18 protein-coding genes are annotated in these 18,631 nt (G+C 35.0%); 4 read left to right on the top strand and 14 right to left on the bottom strand.

Going from position 1 to position 18,631, the window contains the following annotated elements:
- Nucleotides 1-243 precede the first annotated feature (243 nt).
- From AC0ONG_RS05355 to AC0ONG_RS05315, 9 genes are all read right to left on the bottom strand, one after another.
- Nucleotides 244-2,526, bottom strand: a complete 2,283-nt coding sequence (locus AC0ONG_RS05355) for an NEAT domain-containing leucine-rich repeat protein (protein ID WP_000742628.1) — start codon at nt 2,524-2,526, stop codon at nt 244-246.
- A 438-nt stretch (nt 2,527-2,964) separates the two neighbouring features.
- On the bottom strand, nt 2,965-3,747 hold the full coding sequence (locus AC0ONG_RS05350) for a DeoR/GlpR family DNA-binding transcription regulator (RefSeq protein ID WP_000117666.1): 783 nt from the start codon (nt 3,745-3,747) through the stop codon (nt 2,965-2,967).
- A gap of 40 nt (nt 3,748-3,787) precedes the next feature.
- Entirely contained in the window at nt 3,788-4,972 is a 1,185-nt protein-coding gene (locus tag AC0ONG_RS05345; RefSeq protein WP_000862157.1) for a saccharopine dehydrogenase family protein, read from the bottom strand.
- Nucleotides 4,969-6,066 (bottom strand): 2-aminoethylphosphonate--pyruvate transaminase, encoded by a 1,098-nt coding sequence (gene phnW / locus AC0ONG_RS05340; protein ID WP_001004779.1) that lies wholly within the window; start codon nt 6,064-6,066, stop codon nt 4,969-4,971. Before phnW ends, AC0ONG_RS05345 begins: the two co-directional genes overlap by 4 nt.
- A 15-nt stretch (nt 6,067-6,081) precedes the next feature.
- Nucleotides 6,082-6,876, bottom strand: coding sequence for a phosphonoacetaldehyde hydrolase (gene phnX, locus AC0ONG_RS05335; RefSeq protein WP_000687386.1), 795 nt, complete (start codon nt 6,874-6,876; stop codon nt 6,082-6,084).
- 21 nt (nt 6,877-6,897) lie between these two features.
- Entirely contained in the window at nt 6,898-8,655 is a 1,758-nt protein-coding gene (locus AC0ONG_RS05330; RefSeq protein WP_000425527.1) for a putative 2-aminoethylphosphonate ABC transporter permease subunit, read from the bottom strand.
- A complete protein-coding gene (locus AC0ONG_RS05325; RefSeq protein WP_000006195.1) occupies nt 8,656-9,657 on the bottom strand; it encodes a putative 2-aminoethylphosphonate ABC transporter ATP-binding protein in 1,002 nt (333 codons plus the stop codon).
- Between the two features lie 19 nt (nt 9,658-9,676).
- Nucleotides 9,677-10,753, bottom strand: coding sequence for a putative 2-aminoethylphosphonate ABC transporter substrate-binding protein (locus AC0ONG_RS05320; protein ID WP_000750915.1), 1,077 nt, complete (start codon nt 10,751-10,753; stop codon nt 9,677-9,679).
- 227 nt (nt 10,754-10,980) lie between these two features.
- A complete protein-coding gene (locus tag AC0ONG_RS05315) occupies nt 10,981-11,133 on the bottom strand; it encodes a hypothetical protein (protein ID WP_000240799.1) in 153 nt (50 codons plus the stop codon).
- A 148-nt stretch (nt 11,134-11,281) separates the two neighbouring features.
- On the opposite strand from AC0ONG_RS05315, the gene AC0ONG_RS05310 reads away from it, so the two are divergent.
- Nucleotides 11,282-11,617 (top strand): DUF3905 domain-containing protein, encoded by a 336-nt coding sequence (locus tag AC0ONG_RS05310; protein ID WP_000726020.1) that lies wholly within the window; start codon nt 11,282-11,284, stop codon nt 11,615-11,617.
- A gap of 38 nt (nt 11,618-11,655) precedes the next feature.
- Here the strand turns inward: AC0ONG_RS05310 and AC0ONG_RS05305 are convergent, their stop codons facing one another.
- The 5 genes from AC0ONG_RS05305 to phaR form a co-directional block, all read right to left on the bottom strand.
- Nucleotides 11,656-13,005 (bottom strand): TrkH family potassium uptake protein, encoded by a 1,350-nt coding sequence (locus tag AC0ONG_RS05305; protein WP_016077949.1) that lies wholly within the window; start codon nt 13,003-13,005, stop codon nt 11,656-11,658.
- A 23-nt stretch (nt 13,006-13,028) separates the two neighbouring features.
- A complete protein-coding gene (locus tag AC0ONG_RS05300; RefSeq protein WP_016077950.1) occupies nt 13,029-14,222 on the bottom strand; it encodes an NAD(P)/FAD-dependent oxidoreductase in 1,194 nt (397 codons plus the stop codon).
- A gap of 95 nt (nt 14,223-14,317) precedes the next feature.
- The gene (gene phaC, locus AC0ONG_RS05295) at nt 14,318-15,403 is read right to left on the bottom strand and encodes a class III poly(R)-hydroxyalkanoic acid synthase subunit PhaC (protein WP_000206331.1); all 1,086 of its coding nucleotides are present in this window, start codon (nt 15,401-15,403) and stop codon (nt 14,318-14,320) included.
- An 82-nt stretch (nt 15,404-15,485) separates the two neighbouring features.
- Nucleotides 15,486-16,229, bottom strand: a complete 744-nt coding sequence (locus tag AC0ONG_RS05290) for an acetoacetyl-CoA reductase (RefSeq protein ID WP_000250407.1) — start codon at nt 16,227-16,229, stop codon at nt 15,486-15,488.
- A 149-nt stretch (nt 16,230-16,378) separates the two neighbouring features.
- On the bottom strand, nt 16,379-16,861 hold the full coding sequence (phaR, locus tag AC0ONG_RS05285; RefSeq protein ID WP_000566941.1) for a polyhydroxyalkanoic acid synthase subunit PhaR: 483 nt from the start codon (nt 16,859-16,861) through the stop codon (nt 16,379-16,381).
- 198 nt (nt 16,862-17,059) lie between these two features.
- Here phaR and phaQ point away from each other — a divergent pair, with 198 nt between their 5' ends.
- The 3 genes from phaQ to AC0ONG_RS05270 all read left to right on the top strand — a co-directional run bounded on the left by phaQ (nt 17,060) and on the right by AC0ONG_RS05270 (nt 18,624).
- Nucleotides 17,060-17,512: a poly-beta-hydroxybutyrate-responsive repressor gene (gene phaQ / locus AC0ONG_RS05280; RefSeq protein ID WP_000939954.1), complete on the top strand. Its 453-nt coding sequence runs from the start codon at nt 17,060-17,062 to the stop codon at nt 17,510-17,512.
- A gap of 42 nt (nt 17,513-17,554) precedes the next feature.
- Complete coding sequence (phaP, locus tag AC0ONG_RS05275) at nt 17,555-18,079, top strand: polyhydroxyalkanoic acid inclusion protein PhaP (protein ID WP_000448596.1); 525 nt, start codon at nt 17,555-17,557, stop codon at nt 18,077-18,079.
- A gap of 101 nt (nt 18,080-18,180) precedes the next feature.
- The gene (locus AC0ONG_RS05270; protein WP_001067916.1) at nt 18,181-18,624 is read left to right on the top strand and encodes a MaoC family dehydratase; all 444 of its coding nucleotides are present in this window, start codon (nt 18,181-18,183) and stop codon (nt 18,622-18,624) included.
- Nucleotides 18,625-18,631 lie beyond the last annotated feature (7 nt).

Below are 18,631 nucleotides of genomic sequence, written 5' to 3'. Positions count from 1 at the left end.
TATACTCCTATCTATTGCCTATTTCATTTTGTACATAAAAAAATGCACTATTCTTTAATTAAAGAATAGTGCATTTTCCTCACTTTTTATCCCGCTATTTGCTAGGCAGTAAGACCCCCACCTCAAAATGCAGCGAAAGCAAAGAAGTTAGGCAGGGATCGGGCTCTGCCCGTAAAAGCCCGATTGGTGAGGGCTAATAATCAGTGGGGGATAAACAAAACCCCCACTGATTAAAGTTTCACTTTATTTCTTTATTGCATTATATAAAAACTGTGCATATTGTTCACGTGTTACGAAATTATCTCCTAAAAAATTCCCTTCCCCGTCACCTTTTGATATTTTATTATCTACTAGAGCTTTCACATATCCTTTCGCCCAATGGCCATTTGGTATATCTTTGAAATTCTCTGCACTATTTTCATTTTCTTTTAACTGAAATACTCTTTGTAGTACTACTGACATTTCATATCGAGTTAATACTCCATCTGGACGGAATATATCATTTCCATACCCTGTCATAATACCAGCTTGAACCACTGCATCAATAGCCGTTTCATACATATTTCCTTTCGTATCTGTAAATGCCGTTTTTGGTTCTAGATTATTTTCTAATTTTAAATACCTTTGTATTAGAAGAGCTACTTGTCCACGAGTAATGTTATCACCAAATCCAAATTCACCATTTCCATAGCCTATAAATAACTTTTCTTTCGCTAAGTAATTAATTGCTTCTTCTGACCAATGTCCCTTTGGTACATCTTTAAATTCTACCACTTCTGTTTTCTCATCTTCTTTAGATGTATTACCGTCTTTACTTTCTACTACATTTTGAATAACAGACCCTGTAAAGAAGATTCCTGTATCCGCAAATGGATCTTTCACACCAAATTCATATACTTTCTCACCTGGTGTACTCCATTTCACTACACCATTACTATACGTACCGTTATCGCTCTTCAGACGAATTTTCGTAGAAATCTCACCATCTTTTTCATATATAGGTACTTTTACTTCTTTATTTACTTCTGTTTCCTCTAAAAATACTTTTTGGTTTTGGACATTGATATAAGCCGTCTTACTTAGTTCTATAACTGGTCGGACATCACGGATTTCATTTGCAACAAAACTTAGAAATACTAATTTTTTCAAATTGCTCACTGGTGATAAGTCTGTAATATAATTCGCTTCTAAATCAAGCTTTTGTAAGTTTACTAGACTTGATAATGGAGTAATATCTTTTAATTCATTATTGGGTAAATCTAATTCTGTAAGCTGAGTCATTTTAGCAAGTGGTGTCACATCTTTAATTTGATTTTTCCCGACAAATAATTTATTTAATTGATTCATTTGATCAATACCCGATAAATCTTTAACATTATTACGCGTTAATACTAAATCTTTTAAAGGTAATGAATATAACGGTTTAATATCTTCAATTTGATTACCTGCTAAAGTTAAGTATGTTACATTTTTTAAAGCACTTAATGGAGCAACGTTCTTAATTTTATTATTTGCTAAATTCAAGTAATCTAGTTGTTCCATTTTTGCTAATGCTGTTACATCTTCTATTTGGTTGCCTGATAGATATAAAGTTTTTACATTTTTCATTTCAGTTAGTGGTGCAACATTTGTAATTTTATTATTACTTAAATCAAGAGACTCTAAATTATTCATCTTAACAAGTGGCGTTACATCTGAAAATTCATTACCACGCAAAGCTAAATGATTTAATTGCTTTAGGTTCGCAAAGAACGACGGATCTTTTATCTTTGCATTCGCAACTGTTAAAGATTTTAAATTTGGCATATATTTTAATGCACTATAATCAAGTATCTCGTTTGTATTTAAAAACAAATCCTTTACTTGTAATAACTCTTCTTTCGTAATTGGTGTATTTAAATCTTTTCTATTAAATACTTTTTTATTAACAAGTTCTCTTAATTTGTTATCTGTTATCATGTTTTGATTATCAACTGGATTATCCGTTTCCGTATTGCCTGAATTAGAGTTATCATCTGGTTTCTCTGTTTCTTTGTTACCTACAGTTGGATCTTTAATTTCAAATTGAACTTGATATTTGTGATCATATCCAATAGCTGGAATAAGTATATGCATTTGCATATTGTGCTTCTTCTCAAACTCGCCAATTTCAAATTGAACTACTTTCGTTCCATTCTTCCTCTTATCTTCTGACAAAACTTTCACATCATGAAATACACCAGGCTGGTTTCTATCTTCTATTCTAAGATATTGAAAATAATCGCTATCTTGCATTGTTACAGTGACAATTTTTTTGCCAGCTGCAATTGTTACTTTAGGATCTTTTATATATTGAGAAACCATAGATGGCTCGTCTTTTTGATCCTTATATATTTTAATCTCAGTATCATACGTGCGATCACTCGCTGCTGCTACCGATTGATTTGCTTCAACTTTTAGTGCTGCTAATGCTGGAGTAGAGTACGTAGCAAATGGAATTGCTAATGTTGTCGCTACTACTAGCGCCTTCATATAATTTTTTTTCAAAATAATATCCCCTATCATATATAATTTTTATAATTGATAATACTTATCAATTATCCACAAATAAATGATAATGAATCTCATTATCATTGTCAATGAGAATATTACATTAAATTTATATTTTTAAAGATAAATAATAAAAAGCCCTTTATTCAAAGGGCTTTTTTACCTATCGTATGAAGAATTTCACTTTTTTCCTTCTCATTGATGACACCGATTTTTTGCAAAATATTCGCGTACAATACAAGTTTATTATATATTCGTTCTGACATGTTCTCCCTTCTTTCCTTCGACCAACTTTTTTTGTATTGGTAAATTATATGAAAGAGATGAGAAAATGTGTCCACTTTTTGCATAAATGCAAATCTTTTATTTTACGATTTACAGACAATAAAACTCCCTCCTAAAAATTAGGCGGGAGTTTAGGTACTTTCACTGTATTTAACAAACTGTCCACTGAATATTATGCTTCATAAGTTCTTCTTCAAAACTATATGGCATTTTTTTATCACAAATTACATGTTGAATACGTGAAAATGCTGCTATACGATAATTCCCTTTCACGCCTACCTTCGTATGATCACATAAAATATATGTTTTCTCAGCTAATTTCATCATCGCCTCTGACAATTTCGCTTTCTCTAATTCAAAGCTGGAAACTCCAAAACTAGGTAATAGCCCATCAATCGAAACGAACGCTTTATGAAAATGGAATTGCTGTATTACTTGCTGAGAAATAGACCCTGATACACGCGAATGCTTTGGAGATACTTTTCCACCTATAAATAAAACTTCACCGTGAAACATCTTTTTATTAATAGAAGAAATTAATTGTGTTGCGACTGGAAATGAACTTGTTACAATCGTTAAGTTTTTACGATGAACAAGGTATGGAACCATTTGAAGCGGTGTACTTCCATCATCAATTGCAATGACATCACCATCTTCTACAAATGTCGCTGCTTTATAACCAATTCTTTTCTTCTCTTCTATATGTAGCATTTCTCTTTCTAACATTGGTGCCTCTACCCCAGCGCCTGGAAGTTGAACAGCTCCACCATACACTTTTTTCAACTTCTTTTCACGATCTAATTCTTCTAAATATCGACGAATCGTTTCTGTTGATACAGCAAATTCTCTCGCTAATTCTGAAACCTTTACTTTCCCTTTAAATTCTACCTTTTCAAGAATGGTTCGCTTTCTTTCTTCTCCTACTACAGACATAGCTTCACCTCATTTATATCTCCCTCATAAACTTCCTTATTTATACAAGGTTGTAATTTTCTTTATAAGCAGAAACTTTTTCATGAATATGAATACCGCGCTTTGCTAGCTCATCAAAAATCAATTGTGGATTTTCAAAAGCTTCTTCAGGCGTAACAACACCCACCCTATTTACATTTCCATTTGCAATTAACTCTGCAGCAATCCCAAATGGAATACCGACGTTTCTCGTATAAGCTCTTAATTTTTCCCATCCTACAACAGAGCCATCAGATAACGGATGTGTATGATATAATACATGTCTTTGCTTCTCATTATTTTTCATACCTATTACTTCTACATGAAGTGCATAACCATAAACCTCTGTTTCTTGTCCTTCTTTCGATTGTAATAAATACTGCGAAATACAATCCATAATACCAATTTCTTTCCCATTTATTTCAATCTGATCATTACGCAATATGCCGTAATCATATAAAGCATGTACAAGTTGCATATTTTGCTTTGGCCAAGTTCCTCTCGTCTCTATCAGTTTGATACCTTTATTTTCTAGTGCCTTTGCTAACGTAATTGTTTCAGAATGCGGGATTATATACTGCGTTGTCTTACCATAAGGCGCTGGCAATTCTATTTCTCTTGGACGCGCAAACGGAAGTACTTGCTTAAATTCACCATCTTCATACACTGTACGCGATGGTAAATGTGGATCATATTCATATGTCGTTGTCTCTGTAATTGATGCAGAAAAAGCAATCGGACGATACGAACCGTGACTTACGCGGATCGTATCTACAGTATCCAGTTGATTTGCTGCATGCATTGCCATCATTTGCGTTACACCTGGCGTCATGCCAAATCCAGGTAAACATGTTTTTTCGTTTTGAACAAATATAGCATGCGATTCATTTTCTTCACCAAATCCATTTAAGTTCACACCGTGACACCCTGCTTCTGCAATACAGCGGGTCGACAATCCGTTTAGCTTTATCGTCGTACCGTCCATTACAATGTCATAACCAATCATTTTTGCAACCGTATCCTCATGATTCGTTACATCTACTTTTACAAAATCAACACGAGGATCGTTGAGCCATTCTACTACTTTACGGCCCTCTTCCTCGTTAAAATCAGCTACTGTAATCGTCTCAAAAGATGAAAATTGAACTAAATCCAAAATAGCTTCACGACAAATTTTACCTGCTCCACCTAAGCAAAATACTTTCATCCAATAACAGCTCCTTTAGCAATACTATCAACTAAGCGATTAATATCTTCTTCATGTACATCACCGATATTTCCAATGCGAAACGTATCTACTTTCGAAATTTTTCCAGGGTAAATAACAAATCCATAACGCTTTAATTCGTTATATAACTGTTGAAACTCGAACCCCTCTTTTGGATAAATGAAAGATGTAATAATAGGAGATTGATATTTCTCATCTACTAGTGGCTTAAATCCGATTTCTCCCATTCTATTCACTAGTAGTTTTTGATTGTTGTAATATCGATTGTAACGCGCTCTCACTCCCCCCTCTTTTTCTAGTTCAAGTAGTGCTTGATAAAAAGCATGTACAACATGTGTAGGTGAAGTAAAACGCCATTTCCCATTTTGTTTTTCCATCGTTTCCCATTGATCATATAAATCAAGAGATAAAGAACGTCCTTTTCCTTTACACTTCAATAATTCATCACGTTTTGCGATTACAAATCCGAATCCAGGAACCCCTTGAATACACTTATTTGCACTACTAATTAAAAAATCAATTTGTAAATCAGCAATGTCTATTTCAATCCCGCCGAAACTACTCATCGCATCAACAATTGTAACCTTTCCATACTGCTTTCCTAATTTACATACATCTACAATTGGATTTATAATACCTGTCGTTGTTTCACAATGAACAACTGCAATATGCGTAATCTCTTTATCTTCTTGCAATAACTTTTCTACTTCTACAATATTAGTAGGTTCCCACTCTTCTGTTTGACTGACCACTACATCAATCTGTAACATCTCTGCCATTTGCACGATGCGCTTACCGTACGCACCATTTGTACAAACGAGAAGCTTCCCATTTGCCGGAATAACAGAACCAATTACTGCTTCAACTGAAAACGTACCGCTTCCTTGCATTAACACTGTTGTATATTTCTCTTCTTCCTTCGTCGCTAACGATACAAGTTTAGCTCTTACTTCTTGCACCATCGTATTATATTCAACATCCCACGTACACCAATCGTATAGCATAACTTCTTTTACTGATTTTGTTGTCGTTAATGGTCCTGGTGTTAATAATAAATAGTGATTTTCATTCATGATCCAGTGCCCCTTTTATGAAATAATTAGTTCTTGTTTCTCGATATGTTCTATTATATTTTCGAGCTCCTGCATCGTTTCAATCGTAAAATGAGCCCCATTTTCAACAAACCGATTACGAACTACTTCTATTTTTTCACGAAGCTCTACCGAATCCATACTCTCCACTTCCTCTTCCGTTAAACCGAGCTCACTACTTCCAAGAATTACACCAACTGTCCACATTCCAGCATTTCTACCTTCTTTCATATCTGATACTGTGTCCCCTACTTTTATCATATGATTCATCGGATACACATCAAGTTCCATTGCATTTTTATAGCACATCCATGGATATGGACGGCCTGCTGGAACATCATCTGGCGTAACAAGAAAATCAGGTTTATATCCTTGTAACGCTGCTTCCTTTGCAACAATATCCATCATTTCTCTCGTATAACCAGTTGTTGAACCGATTTTAATGCCTCTCTCACGTAAAGAAGCGATTACTTCTTTTACCCCCTCAATCGGCGTAGCATAACTTGGCAAAATAGAAAAGAGAATTTCTTCAAACTCTTCATACATCTCATGAATGTCTACTTCTGTTGGTAATTGACCGAAGACACGCTTCCACTCATCCGCAATACGAGGCATTTCTGTTAGTGCCCTTACATGATCTATTTTTAATAATCCCATTGGCTTACGTGCTTCTTCTACTGTAATTTCAACGCCGCGTTTATGAAAAATCTTCATGAATACTTCTAGTGGTGCAAAACATCCGTAATCAACTGTCGTACCTGCCCAATCAAAAATAACTGCTTCAATTTTCATTCTGTCCATCACCCTTCTTATTTATCTTTTTTGCCATTGCGAAGTTCGGTTACGAAGTGCTTTCGTTCCCCATTCATATACAACTCTCACTACAATATTTGTAATAACAATAAGTACACTCATTGCAGCTGCTGGCGCTACATTTCCTGCATCATCCATATTTACGATTGATACGGCAGCTAGTTTAAAATCAGCTGCATATAAGAATACAACTGCTGACACAGTTACCATCGAATTTACGAAGTAGTACATCACCATTTCTAAAATTGCTGGTAAACACATTGGTACTGTTACTCTAAAGAATGTTTTATAAAACGGAATACCCATTGACTGCGAAACAAGCTCAAACTCACGGTCTAATTTCTTTAAGGCAGTCGTTGCCGTGACAAATGTTACAGAATAAAAATGAATGATATTTACTAGTACTAACACAGCGATTGTTCCGTATAAAGAATGAAACGGATTCGTTACTGATAGTCCCAGAATTTGAATCGTTGGTTGACTAAAGAAAAAGACATATCCTAATCCGAGTACTAAACCTGGTATCGCTAACGGCACTATAGAGAAAAAGTAACCTGTTTTTCTAAAAAATTGTAGCTGGTCTATTTTCTCAATTGCATATGCGAATACAAATGTTAAAATCGCCCCAATAACTGCTGTAACTGCTGAAACAATTACGCTATTTTTAAATGCTTCAAGTCCATCTCCTGTTAAACTCGAAAAATTAAAATGCTCAAATGTAAAACTCATATTATATGGCCATACTTTCACACTTGCAGCAATACCAACTGCAACAAATAATAGAATGATCATAAGTGTAATTACACTACAATATATGAATGAGATTACATCTCTTTTCTTATTAGCTATTATTCTGTATGGTACTGCTTTTGAAGATAAGAAATTCGCCTGCTTTCTTTGCGTAATACGATCAACTACAAATGCGAATATAGCTGGGATTAATAAAATCATTCCGACAGTTGCACCCATCGGCATATTTTGCTGTCCAATTACTTGTTTGTATACGTCAGTAGCAAGCACATTATATTGCCCACCAACAATTTTTGGTGCCCCAAAATCAGTAAAACTAAGTGTAAACACAACAAACATTGCACTAATTAATCCGTACTTTACACTAGGTAAAGTAACCGTGAAAAATTGCTTTGTTTTACTCGCCCCTAACATATTAGAAGCTTCATATAATCGATAATCAGATCCTTGAAAGGCAATTAGCAATATAAGAAATGCTTGCGGAAATGTATACATAACTTCAGCTATTACAATTCCTACTGGTCCATATAAAGGGATTTGTATACCTTCAAATAACCCAAACATCCCTTTCGTTACTAGCCCTTGATTACCAAATAAATATGTAAGTGCTATACCGTGCATCATCGTTGGTGCGAACAATGGTAATAACGCTACATACTGAAATACACGCTTTCCAAAAACATTCGTACGGGCAATTGCATATGCGTAAACGAATGCGATTGCAACTGAAATAATTGTTGTTGCGCCCGAAATCCATACTGTATTTTGTAAAGACTGAACTAAAGTTGGTGTTGTGAAATATTTACTGAAATTCGCTAAACCAATGAAAACTCCATCTTTATTATAAAAAGCTTGTGTAAATATTTGTAATAGCGGCAATACAAGTATGATAAGGAAGGAAAGGATCATACCGATAATTACGAGCCTTTGGATCCATTCCTCTTTCCCAATACTTCTCTTAATCTTTTTTTTCGTACTTTCTACCTTATAGTTTTCTAACATCTCCATCTATACAATGACCTTCTTTCCATATGACAACATATGATTTTCTGAGAAAGAGATTTGAATCGGCTTTCCTTTTCTAATAGCGGTTGCTTCTACTTCTGATGCTAATATATCCACTACAATTTTCTCATTATAAAGGTGTGTGTTTTCTTCTATGACTCGCACTTCCGTCCGATATACGGATCCGCGAAATTCCATACTTTCCACAACTGTTTTAATACCTTCCTTTTGTACAATTGTTACATGTTCAGGACGAATTGCATGTTCTTCGTTATTTTTCGAAAAGAAATTAATAGAACCAATAAAATCTGCCACAAACGGATTGGCTGGTCTTTGATAAATCTCCTCTGGTGTTCCAATCTGCATAATTTCCGCATGATTCATTACAACAATTTTATCAGCCATCGTTAATGCCTCTTCTTGATCATGCGTTACCATAATCGTCGTTATTCCTATTTCCTCTTGCAAATCACGCATTTCTCTACGTAATTTTTCACGCACTTTTGCATCTAAAGCTGATAACGGCTCATCGAGTAACAAAATATCTGGAGACAGAGCGAGCGCACGTGCAAGTGCTACTCGCTGCTGTTGTCCACCAGACATTTGAGCAGGATATTTATCTTTTACATTCAGCAAATCTACAAGTTTTAACGCATCTAGCGCTTTCTCTTTCACTTCTGCTTTCCCATATTTTTTTGTCTTTAAGCCGTATTCAATATTTTCAAGTGCTGTTAAATTCGGAAATAAAGCATACGATTGGAAAACCATTCCGAAGTTTCTCTTTCCAGGAGGCAATGCTGTAATATCTTTTCCATTCACAGCTATACTGCCAGTCGTTGGTTCCTCTAGTCCCGCTAAAATGCGAAGCAACGTCGTTTTCCCACAACCACTTGGGCCTAATAAACAAACAAACTCATTTTTGTTCACAGTAAAAGAAATATCTTTTAACGCTGTAAATGCATCAAACTGTTTTTGAATGTGTTGAATTGATAAATATTCGCTCATTTTTCTCTCTCCCACTCACTTACTTTTTCGGTTCTGCTTTTTGACCAAACTCTTTTTCCCATTTTTCTAAAATTTTGTCACGATTTTCTGCTGCCCATTTAAAGTCATTCTTTTTATATAATTTTTCAGTAACATCTTTCGGGAATCCCTCTGGAAGTTTATAGTCATTTTTAATTGTCGCAAATCCATTTTTCTCAAAGTATAACTTCATTACATCATCAGTAATTGCCCAATCTAAAAATGCTTGCGCTAATTTATCATTTTTCGCATTATCTTTCTTAATAAGTGCGTTCGCTTCTACTTCCCATCCTAATCCTTCTTTCGGCAGTACAACTTCAACTGGGGCACCTTTTTGTTTTTCTTTTAAAGCACTATAAACCATTGATACACCGACTGGATATTCACCTGCTCCTGCTAATTTTGCTGGTTTTGATCCTGAATGCGTATAACTTGCCATATTATCATGAAGTTTCTTCATGTAATCCCAGCCTTTATCTTCACCCATGATTTGTAGCCATGCAGAAACTGTTAAAAACCCTGTTCCAGATGATGCTGGATGTGGCATAACAAGTGTTCCTTTATACTCTGGTTTCGTTAAATCTTCATATGATTCTGGCATCGGTAAATTTTTCTTCTTTAATTCTTCTTTATTTACAGCAATCCCCGTCATAAATGCAGTATTTCCTACCCATTTTTCAGGTTGCTTATCATCTTTAAATTGCGGAAGAACACGATCTGTTCCTTTTGGAGAGTATCCTTTTAACATATCTTTTTTATCTAAAGCTAATAGACTTGATGCCGCAGTTCCCCATACAACATCTGCTTGTGTATTTTTCCCTTCAGCTAGCAATTTCGCAGTAATAACTCCTGTTGAATCACGTACAATGTTTAATTTCACATCAGGATATTTCTTTTTAAAGGAATCAAGATAAATTGGTACAAGCTCTTCTTCAATTGCTGTGTAAACAGTTAATGATCCAGATAATTTTTCATCTTTCACTTTCGCTCCAGCACTTTCTTCCTTCTTTGCACCACACCCCATTAATAACGAAAATACCATTCCAGTCGCTACAGCTTTAAAGATTGTTTTTTTCACTGTTTCTCTCTCCTTTTACAAATCTTATGTACAACTCAAATATAAACAACTAGTGTAAAAGCAGTATTAAACCAACATTAATCTTTTGTTTGTTGTTTGTTTTTGTGTAATACGTTGCTACTTCTATGTTTTTTCGCATTTTTCTGCTAATAGAAAACACTAAATTTACAAATAATTAAAAAAACCTTTATAATCCCACAAAAAAATGAGGCGTTTGTAAAAACGCCTCATTTTTGTTTCCCTTTTTTTGAATTACGATTAGCATACTTTGCGCTATTTTCTCCTTCATACTCTAATGCAAATTCTGCATCCGGTAAGCTTTCTTTCGGAGTTTTATTATTATTGATTGCCGCATTTTGTTTTACTTTTCTTTTTACCAATACATTCACCTGCTCTCAAGAAATCACTTTCTACTCTAGTTTGAAACAATTTAAAATAATTATTACTGGCAAGTGTTAACAAGTACATAAGAGGCGTTCGATGGAAATACTACGTATGAAGAAATCATTATAAAAAGGAGCGATGATTTTGAAGAAAAAAGAAAAGATTCAATCACCAATTTTAGACGAAACGCTCCCGCATCAAATGAATTTTCCATCTTTTAAAGGAACAGGAAAAACGATGCAACAACCTTTTGTGAATCCATATGATGTTGTAATTGGAGACAGTAAATATAATTCCGAGAACAGTCCACTTAACAATTGGAGTGATGAAGTAGATCCTGCCATTATGGCTGGTGATGAGTGGATCCATCCTACAAATGATATTGGGTGGATTTCAGAAGAAAATCAAGAGTTGCTAAAAAACGAATCAGATAATAAAAATGAAGCTTTTATGCATCCACAATTTGGCATTAACGACTAAAAAACCATTCTACCTAACATAGGTAGAATGGTTTCATACTATCCAATAATAATCCGTTCTTTCGGGTATTTATAGCGAGGTGGTTGTTCCCTTCCACCACTAGCTAAAATAAATGTTAAAATACCAACGCGTCCGATAAACATAAGCACAATGAGTACAAGTTTCCCAATAGTTGTTAAATCAGGCGTAACACCTGTTGATAGTCCTGTCGTTCCGAAAGCAGAACAAACCTCAACAATTAAGCTCATAAGCGGTACATTTTCCGTAATAGATAAAACGAATAGCGCAGTAGCACATAACAAAATCCCCATCGTCATAACGACAGATGCTTTCAGTACATCCTCTTCATGTAACTGACGTTTGAAGACTCTAACTGTTCTACCGCCCCTTGCAAAGGTGTATAGTGACAATATACTAACAGCAAATGTTGTTGTACGTATTCCGCCCCCAACCGAACTTGGAGATGCCCCTATAAACATTAATATACTCATAAATAAAAGCGTCGGTTGTGACAATTCACGTATATCCATTGTAGCCAGTCCACCACTTCGCGTCGTCACAGATTGGAATAATGTATAGAAAACTGTTTCATGCCATGACTTTCCTGCTAAAAACTGATTTCGTTCTAGTAGAAAAATCATAATTGTTCCAACGATAACGAGTGCAAAAAATGTCGTTGTCGTCAATTTTGTAAATAACGAAAAGCGGAATAGTTGCTGTCGCCTTTTACTAAAGAATTGTTTTACTTCCATTAACACCGGGAAGCCAATCGCTCCTAAAATAATAAGCAACATATGAATCATTTGCACAATATAATCTTTTTTGTACGGAATTAGTGATTGTCCAGTTAAATCAAATCCTCCGTTCGTAGTTGCACTAACAGCGGCAAAGAAACCGTGGAAATAAGCTTCTTGCCAAGTTGGAAAATAAAGTAGAAATCTTGTACCTAATAGTATTGCTCCAATAAGTTCTATCGAAATAATTACAATTAAAATAGAACGCATCAATTCTACAAGGCCTGATAAATTCCCTTGATTATGATCTGCCATAATGAGTCTTCTTCTCTGCAAACCGATTTTTTTCCCCGTTATAATCCAAACAAACGTACCAAGTGCCATAATCCCTAAGCCGCCTAATTGTAAAATAAGGGCTAAAACAATAATTCCTGCTGTAGTAAACGTATCTGAAATCGTAATAACAGACAGTCCCGTAACACTTACCGCACTAACCGATGTAAAGAGGGCATCTATAAATGTCCATTTCACACCAGCCTTCGTAACAAACGGTAAACTAAGCAATATTACCGATACAACTACCGCTAATAAATAAAACAAAACGATGAGTTGTACAGGACGTAATTTTTGTAAAAACTTTTTTATATCTCTCATTCCATCACTTCGCTACCTTTTTTCTATCGATTAAATAAAGAAAAATCTTTACTTTCTTTATTTGTAAATAACTGCTCAAATAATTTGGCAAAGACCATTCCATATACAGTTCCATTACCTCCATACGGCAATGCGTAAAACAAATTATGTATCTTTTCGTCTTCTTTTAAAATGGGGAGACCATCATGAGTACCACCAAATGCGGCTGCCCAATAGTAGTCTGCCTGTATATTTTTATACTGCGGGAACAGTTCTTTTACAATATTAATAAGGATATCACGCTTATGCAATAATTTCGTATCACCGATTGTTTGAATTTGCATCGCTTCATCTAATCCGCCTACAATAATGCGGTTTCGATACGTTCGAAAATATAAGTAGGGCCGTGCCGTTTCCCAAATTAACGATCGCTCATGCCAGCCTTCAAACTGATCTATTTCATTTGTTACAATTGCATAAGAAGTTTCTACTGTTGTATTCTTTTCTTTCTTTCCAAAAAGCGCTTCATAACCTGTCGCCATAATAATATTCTTTGCTACAATTTGATTTCCTGTTTTCGTGTAACAAATTAAATCATTTTGGTGTTTTTTTATATGTATTGCCTCTGTATGTTCATATATATTAGCTCCCATTTGGTTTGCTTTATGCAAAAAACTATGCGCTAGTAAATACGGATTCACCTCAGCATCACCTTGCATATATAACGCTGCTTGTTTTGCAAAAGAATAACGTTTCTTAATATCAGCTTCTGTAAAATATTCAACTGGAAATCCATAATTCTGTAACGTATTATATTCCTCTTGTAAAAATGAGACATCCTTACTTTTACTTGCATAATATAAACTATTTCGCGGAATAAAATGGGGATCAATATCAAGAGTCGGTATAACCTCTTCCATTGTTCTTAGCGCTTCATAACAAAGCTTATATGCTCGTACCCCTTTTTCTTTACCAAATGTATGGATAAGAGAAGTTAACGATTTATCATGAAGAAATTGTAGTAAACCTGTATTAGCAGCTGTGCTACCACACGCAATTGCTCTTTTTTCAATAAGAGTAACACTCATACCAATTTTCGCTAACGAATGCGCTATATGAGCACCTGCTTCGCCACTTCCGACTACAAGTACATCACATATCATATCACTTTCTAACGGTGGATAACAAGGTACAGAAACTCCTGTATTCCAAAACAACTTACCGGTCATAAGTTTCATAATCATACTCCTAAAATATAAATTTCTCCTTTCTATGTTTTGTTATTTTCCATAAAAAAATCCAACTAACATAGGCTAGTTGGATTTTTTTATTTTTAATTAGAACGCTCTTCAAGCCAATTTCCAATCGTCGGATATGTTTGTTTTACAGCTGTTCCACCGTAAACAATAGACATATGCCCTGTCGGTAAACATACATATTGTTTATCTGTGCTAGAAATATGGTCTAGTAACGCTTCTACTTGACATGGCAAAGCGATATGATCACGTTTCCCGGAAATATTTAAGACATTCGCCTTAATATTTGCAAGGTCTACCTTTTGTCCGCGAATAACAAGTTCACCCTTAACCAGTTTATTATTTTGATAAAAATCACGAATCCACTGTCTGTATGATTCACCTGGGAACGGAATACCATCACCAACCCACTTTTGAACCAATCTCCAGCTTTCGACGAAGCGCTCATTCTCTGAACGATCTACTAAAGCAACATATGGACCAACAAAGTTCGTAATTGGTTTTAACATTTTGTTTCCGAAATCAATCATTTCTGGCGGAATATTTCCAAATGTATCAACCGCTTTATCTAAATTGAAGTATTTCTCATCTAATAAAGGACCATACAATCCTGTTTCAGAGAAATCAAAAGGACTTGTCATGAAAATTAAATTACGAATTGGCATGTGCGGATGAAGTGCTGCATAAATGGAAGTTAGCGTTCCACCCATGCAATAACCAAGTAAAGAAATCTCGTCCGCTTTTGCAGTTCGCATTACTTTTTTTACTGCTTTTGCAATATAATCAAACACGAAATCATCAAATTTCAAATGACTATCTTCTAAACCAAATGTGCCCCAATCAAGCATATACACATCAAAACCACGATCCACTAGATATTCCACTAAACTATTTCCAGGAGTTAAATCCATAATATATGGTTTATTAATAAGAGCATATATTAACAGAATTGGAACTCTTTGTGTTTTTTCTTGTTTTGGAATGTAGCGATAAAGCTTCGTCTTATTCTTCGTCCAAATAACCTCTTTCGGCGTTAATCCTACTTGCGGCTCTGGTTCACGTAATAAAATTTCACTCGCCCTTTTCACTCGGCGGTATGCTTTTCGGTACTCTTCTGGGTATAGCTCTAATTGCTTTTCCCATTCTGTTGCGAATGTAGTCATTTTCCTATCTCCTTTTTGGTCGATTTCCTTCTAAAAAAAGAAGTGCATTCCTGCTATGGATATGCACTTTTTTCTTACTTCATTACATATATAATCCGCCGTTAATGTTTAATTGCTGACCTGTGATATACGCACCGTCACGGCATAGGTATACTACACCTTTTGCAATTTCATCAGCTTGACCAAAACGTTTTTTCGGGATTTTTGCAACGATTTTTTGACGTACTTCTTCTGGTACTTCTGCTACCATTTCAGTATCAATAAATCCAGGGCAAATTGCATTTACAGTGACATTTGTTTTTGCAAGTTCTAACGCTAATGATTTTGTAAATCCTAACATACCCGCTTTTGCTGCTGAGTAGTTTGTTTGGCCAAATCCACCTGCTTGGCCAATAATAGAAGAAATGCTAATAATTCTTCCTTCTTCCGCTTCCGTTATGTATGGAAGAACCGCGCTTGTCGTATTAAATACGCTACTTAAATTCACGTCAATTACGCGCTCCCAATCTTCACGATTTAACTTTTTGAATGTACGATCTCTTGTAATACCAGCATTATTAACAAGAATATCAACTTTACCAAAATGATTCACAGCTTCTTCTACAAGTCGGTTTGCATCTTCTACTTTAGAAACATCCGCTTGCACTGCATAAACGTCATGTCCATCTTTTCCTAGTTCATTTACTAAATTTTCAGCTGCTTCTTTACTGCTATTATAGTTAATAACTACTTTCGCTCCCTCTTGTGCTAATGCTACTGTAATTGCTTTTCCAATCCCTTTTGCTCCACCTGTTACGATTGCTACTTTGCCATTTAATTGAACCATTTCTTTTCCCCCTTAAATGAATTTGTGAACGATTGTTATGAATCATTTTGGTACTCATACTGTAGAGTCCCTATATAATTATGTTTCGCCGTTTACACGTGAAAGAGATTCTCCCTCTCTCTTTTACCTGTTATAAACAAGCGCTTTTATCATTTTTTATTTTCCGGCTTATTCGCAGGCTTTATCTCTTCTTTTACAGGTACTTGTAGTTTAGCTAGTACTGCATTTTGCTTTTCTAGCAATTCTAAAATTTGATCTACTTTTGTTTCAAGCGTACGAATATCTTGTTTCACTTTCGTCACATCACGCTTTAATGTAGGAGCTTGTCCTAAAGAATCTACTTTCTCCTCTAGAAACTCCTCAATGTTATCTACTTTATTTTCTAAGTTAATAACAAGCGTAGCCACTCTTGCGATATCCTCTTTCGTCGGCACATTTACTTGTTCTAAATAGTTTTTTGTCGTATCATTTAATGCTTTTTGATAAAACAAATTCAAATCTAGAACGCTGCCCATCCAAGCAGAATATTCTTCTGTTTTAATTGTTTCATTGAGCGCTTTTCCCCAAAATGTTTCGGTTTGTTCATAAGCATTTTTCCATGCTTGTAGTGGATCGAATTTTTGATCAATCACTTTACCTACACTCCCTTTTTCGTTTTTGAAACAATTCAACCTATTCACTATTTTCTAATATTCTGAATAAAACTTCAAGTCTATATTTTATTTTTTTCTATTTTCTAACAAATGTGTTGACTTTAAAAACAGATAGGTGTAAATTGCACTTATAAGCAAAAAATTCCATCTAACTGATTCATGAGGTGATGCACAATCATGCTACAAAATGAACCAGAACAACGCGAAAGTTTGGAGAACAACCAAGCGAAACAACCAAACTCCATGCCAAAAAACTTCTTAGTTCCCTTCTTACTTCTCTGTCTAAAAGACTGGAGTCTTCATGGTTACAAACTTATTCAAATGCTAATGGATATCGGCTTTTCTTCTGTTGACCAAGGTAATGTTTATAGAACACTACGCAAATTAGAAAAAGAAAACCTTATTTCTTCTACTTGGGATACAAGCGATGGAGGGCCGGCAAAAAGAATTTATTCTTTAACTGAATATGGAGAGCAATATTTAACAACATGTGCGACTTCTTTTGAACATTATCAAAATATGTTGCGAACGTTTTTCACGTTATACACCAATGCATTCTTTCCATTTTCTACTTCTCCAGAAAAGGATGAAAAGGATTCTTCATCTTCACCTGGTGGTACAGCAGAGTAATCTGCGTTCACAATATGCAAAAAAACATTTGGGGGTCAAACAATGGAAACTAAACCATACGAATTAGTCGATGCATTTTGGAAAAACTGGTCTCAATCACTTTCCCTTTTCTCTTCAGCTGGAAAACAATTAGAGCAACTTACTTTAGAAACATTAAAACAACAACAAGACGCTTTGCATAAATTAACATCAGGAGTAGATGAACTAGAAAAAGAACTACAACAACTCACTGCTCAGTTCAATAACCAATATACAGATTACGTGAAACAATTAACTGGAAACTCCTTAAATGATCAAATTAACGAGTGGCAAGACAAGTGGAAGGAACTTTCTGCTCATATGCAGCAACTTACTGTTTCTCCTACAAAAACATCTTTGTCAATCCTTACACAAACAAGCGGTCAATTTGAAGAAACAACAAAACAATTTATTGAGCAACAACAATTACAACGTGAAGAGGCTCAAAAACAGTTAGAGGGTTTTTTGGAAGAGTTCAAGTCAAAACAGTTGGAACTCGCAAAAAAGTTCGAGGAAAATTCAAAAAATCTATTTACTTCCATCAAGTAAGAAAAATGTGGGAGCTAACTGCAGCACAAACAAAACTCTTTCTTCCTCCTACTACATCAAGATGGCTAGCATTTTTCGATATGGAAAAGAAGGAGGACAAAATGAATCCATTTCAAGAAGCACAAACTGTTCCGGAGCTTCGTTATGATGAGATTCAAGTCGGTGATCAAGCATCCCTTACAAAAACAATTACGGATGAAGATGTTATCAATTTTGCAAAATTGACTGGAGATGTGAATCCTATTCATATTTTAGATTCTTTTGCAAAAACAACAATGTTTAAAGAACGTATTGCTCACGGTATGCTCGTTTCGAGTTTTATTTCTACCATCCTTGGAACGAAACTCCCAGGCAAAAATACGATTTATTTATCCCAAAATGTTTCATTCCGTGCCCCTGTCAAAATCGGTGATACACTTCGTGTTGTGGCAGAGGTTATTAAGAAGCGTGACGATAAAAAAATCATTACGTTGCAAACAAACATATATAATCAATCAGATGATATTGTCGTGGAAGGAACAGCGACAATACTAAAAAAAGAGTAGCAAATTT

It is taken from the genome of Bacillus sp. TCT6 (assembly GCF_056033845.1).
Note: the sequence above shows the minus strand (reverse complement) of the source record. Positions and strands in the feature narration are given on the sequence as shown.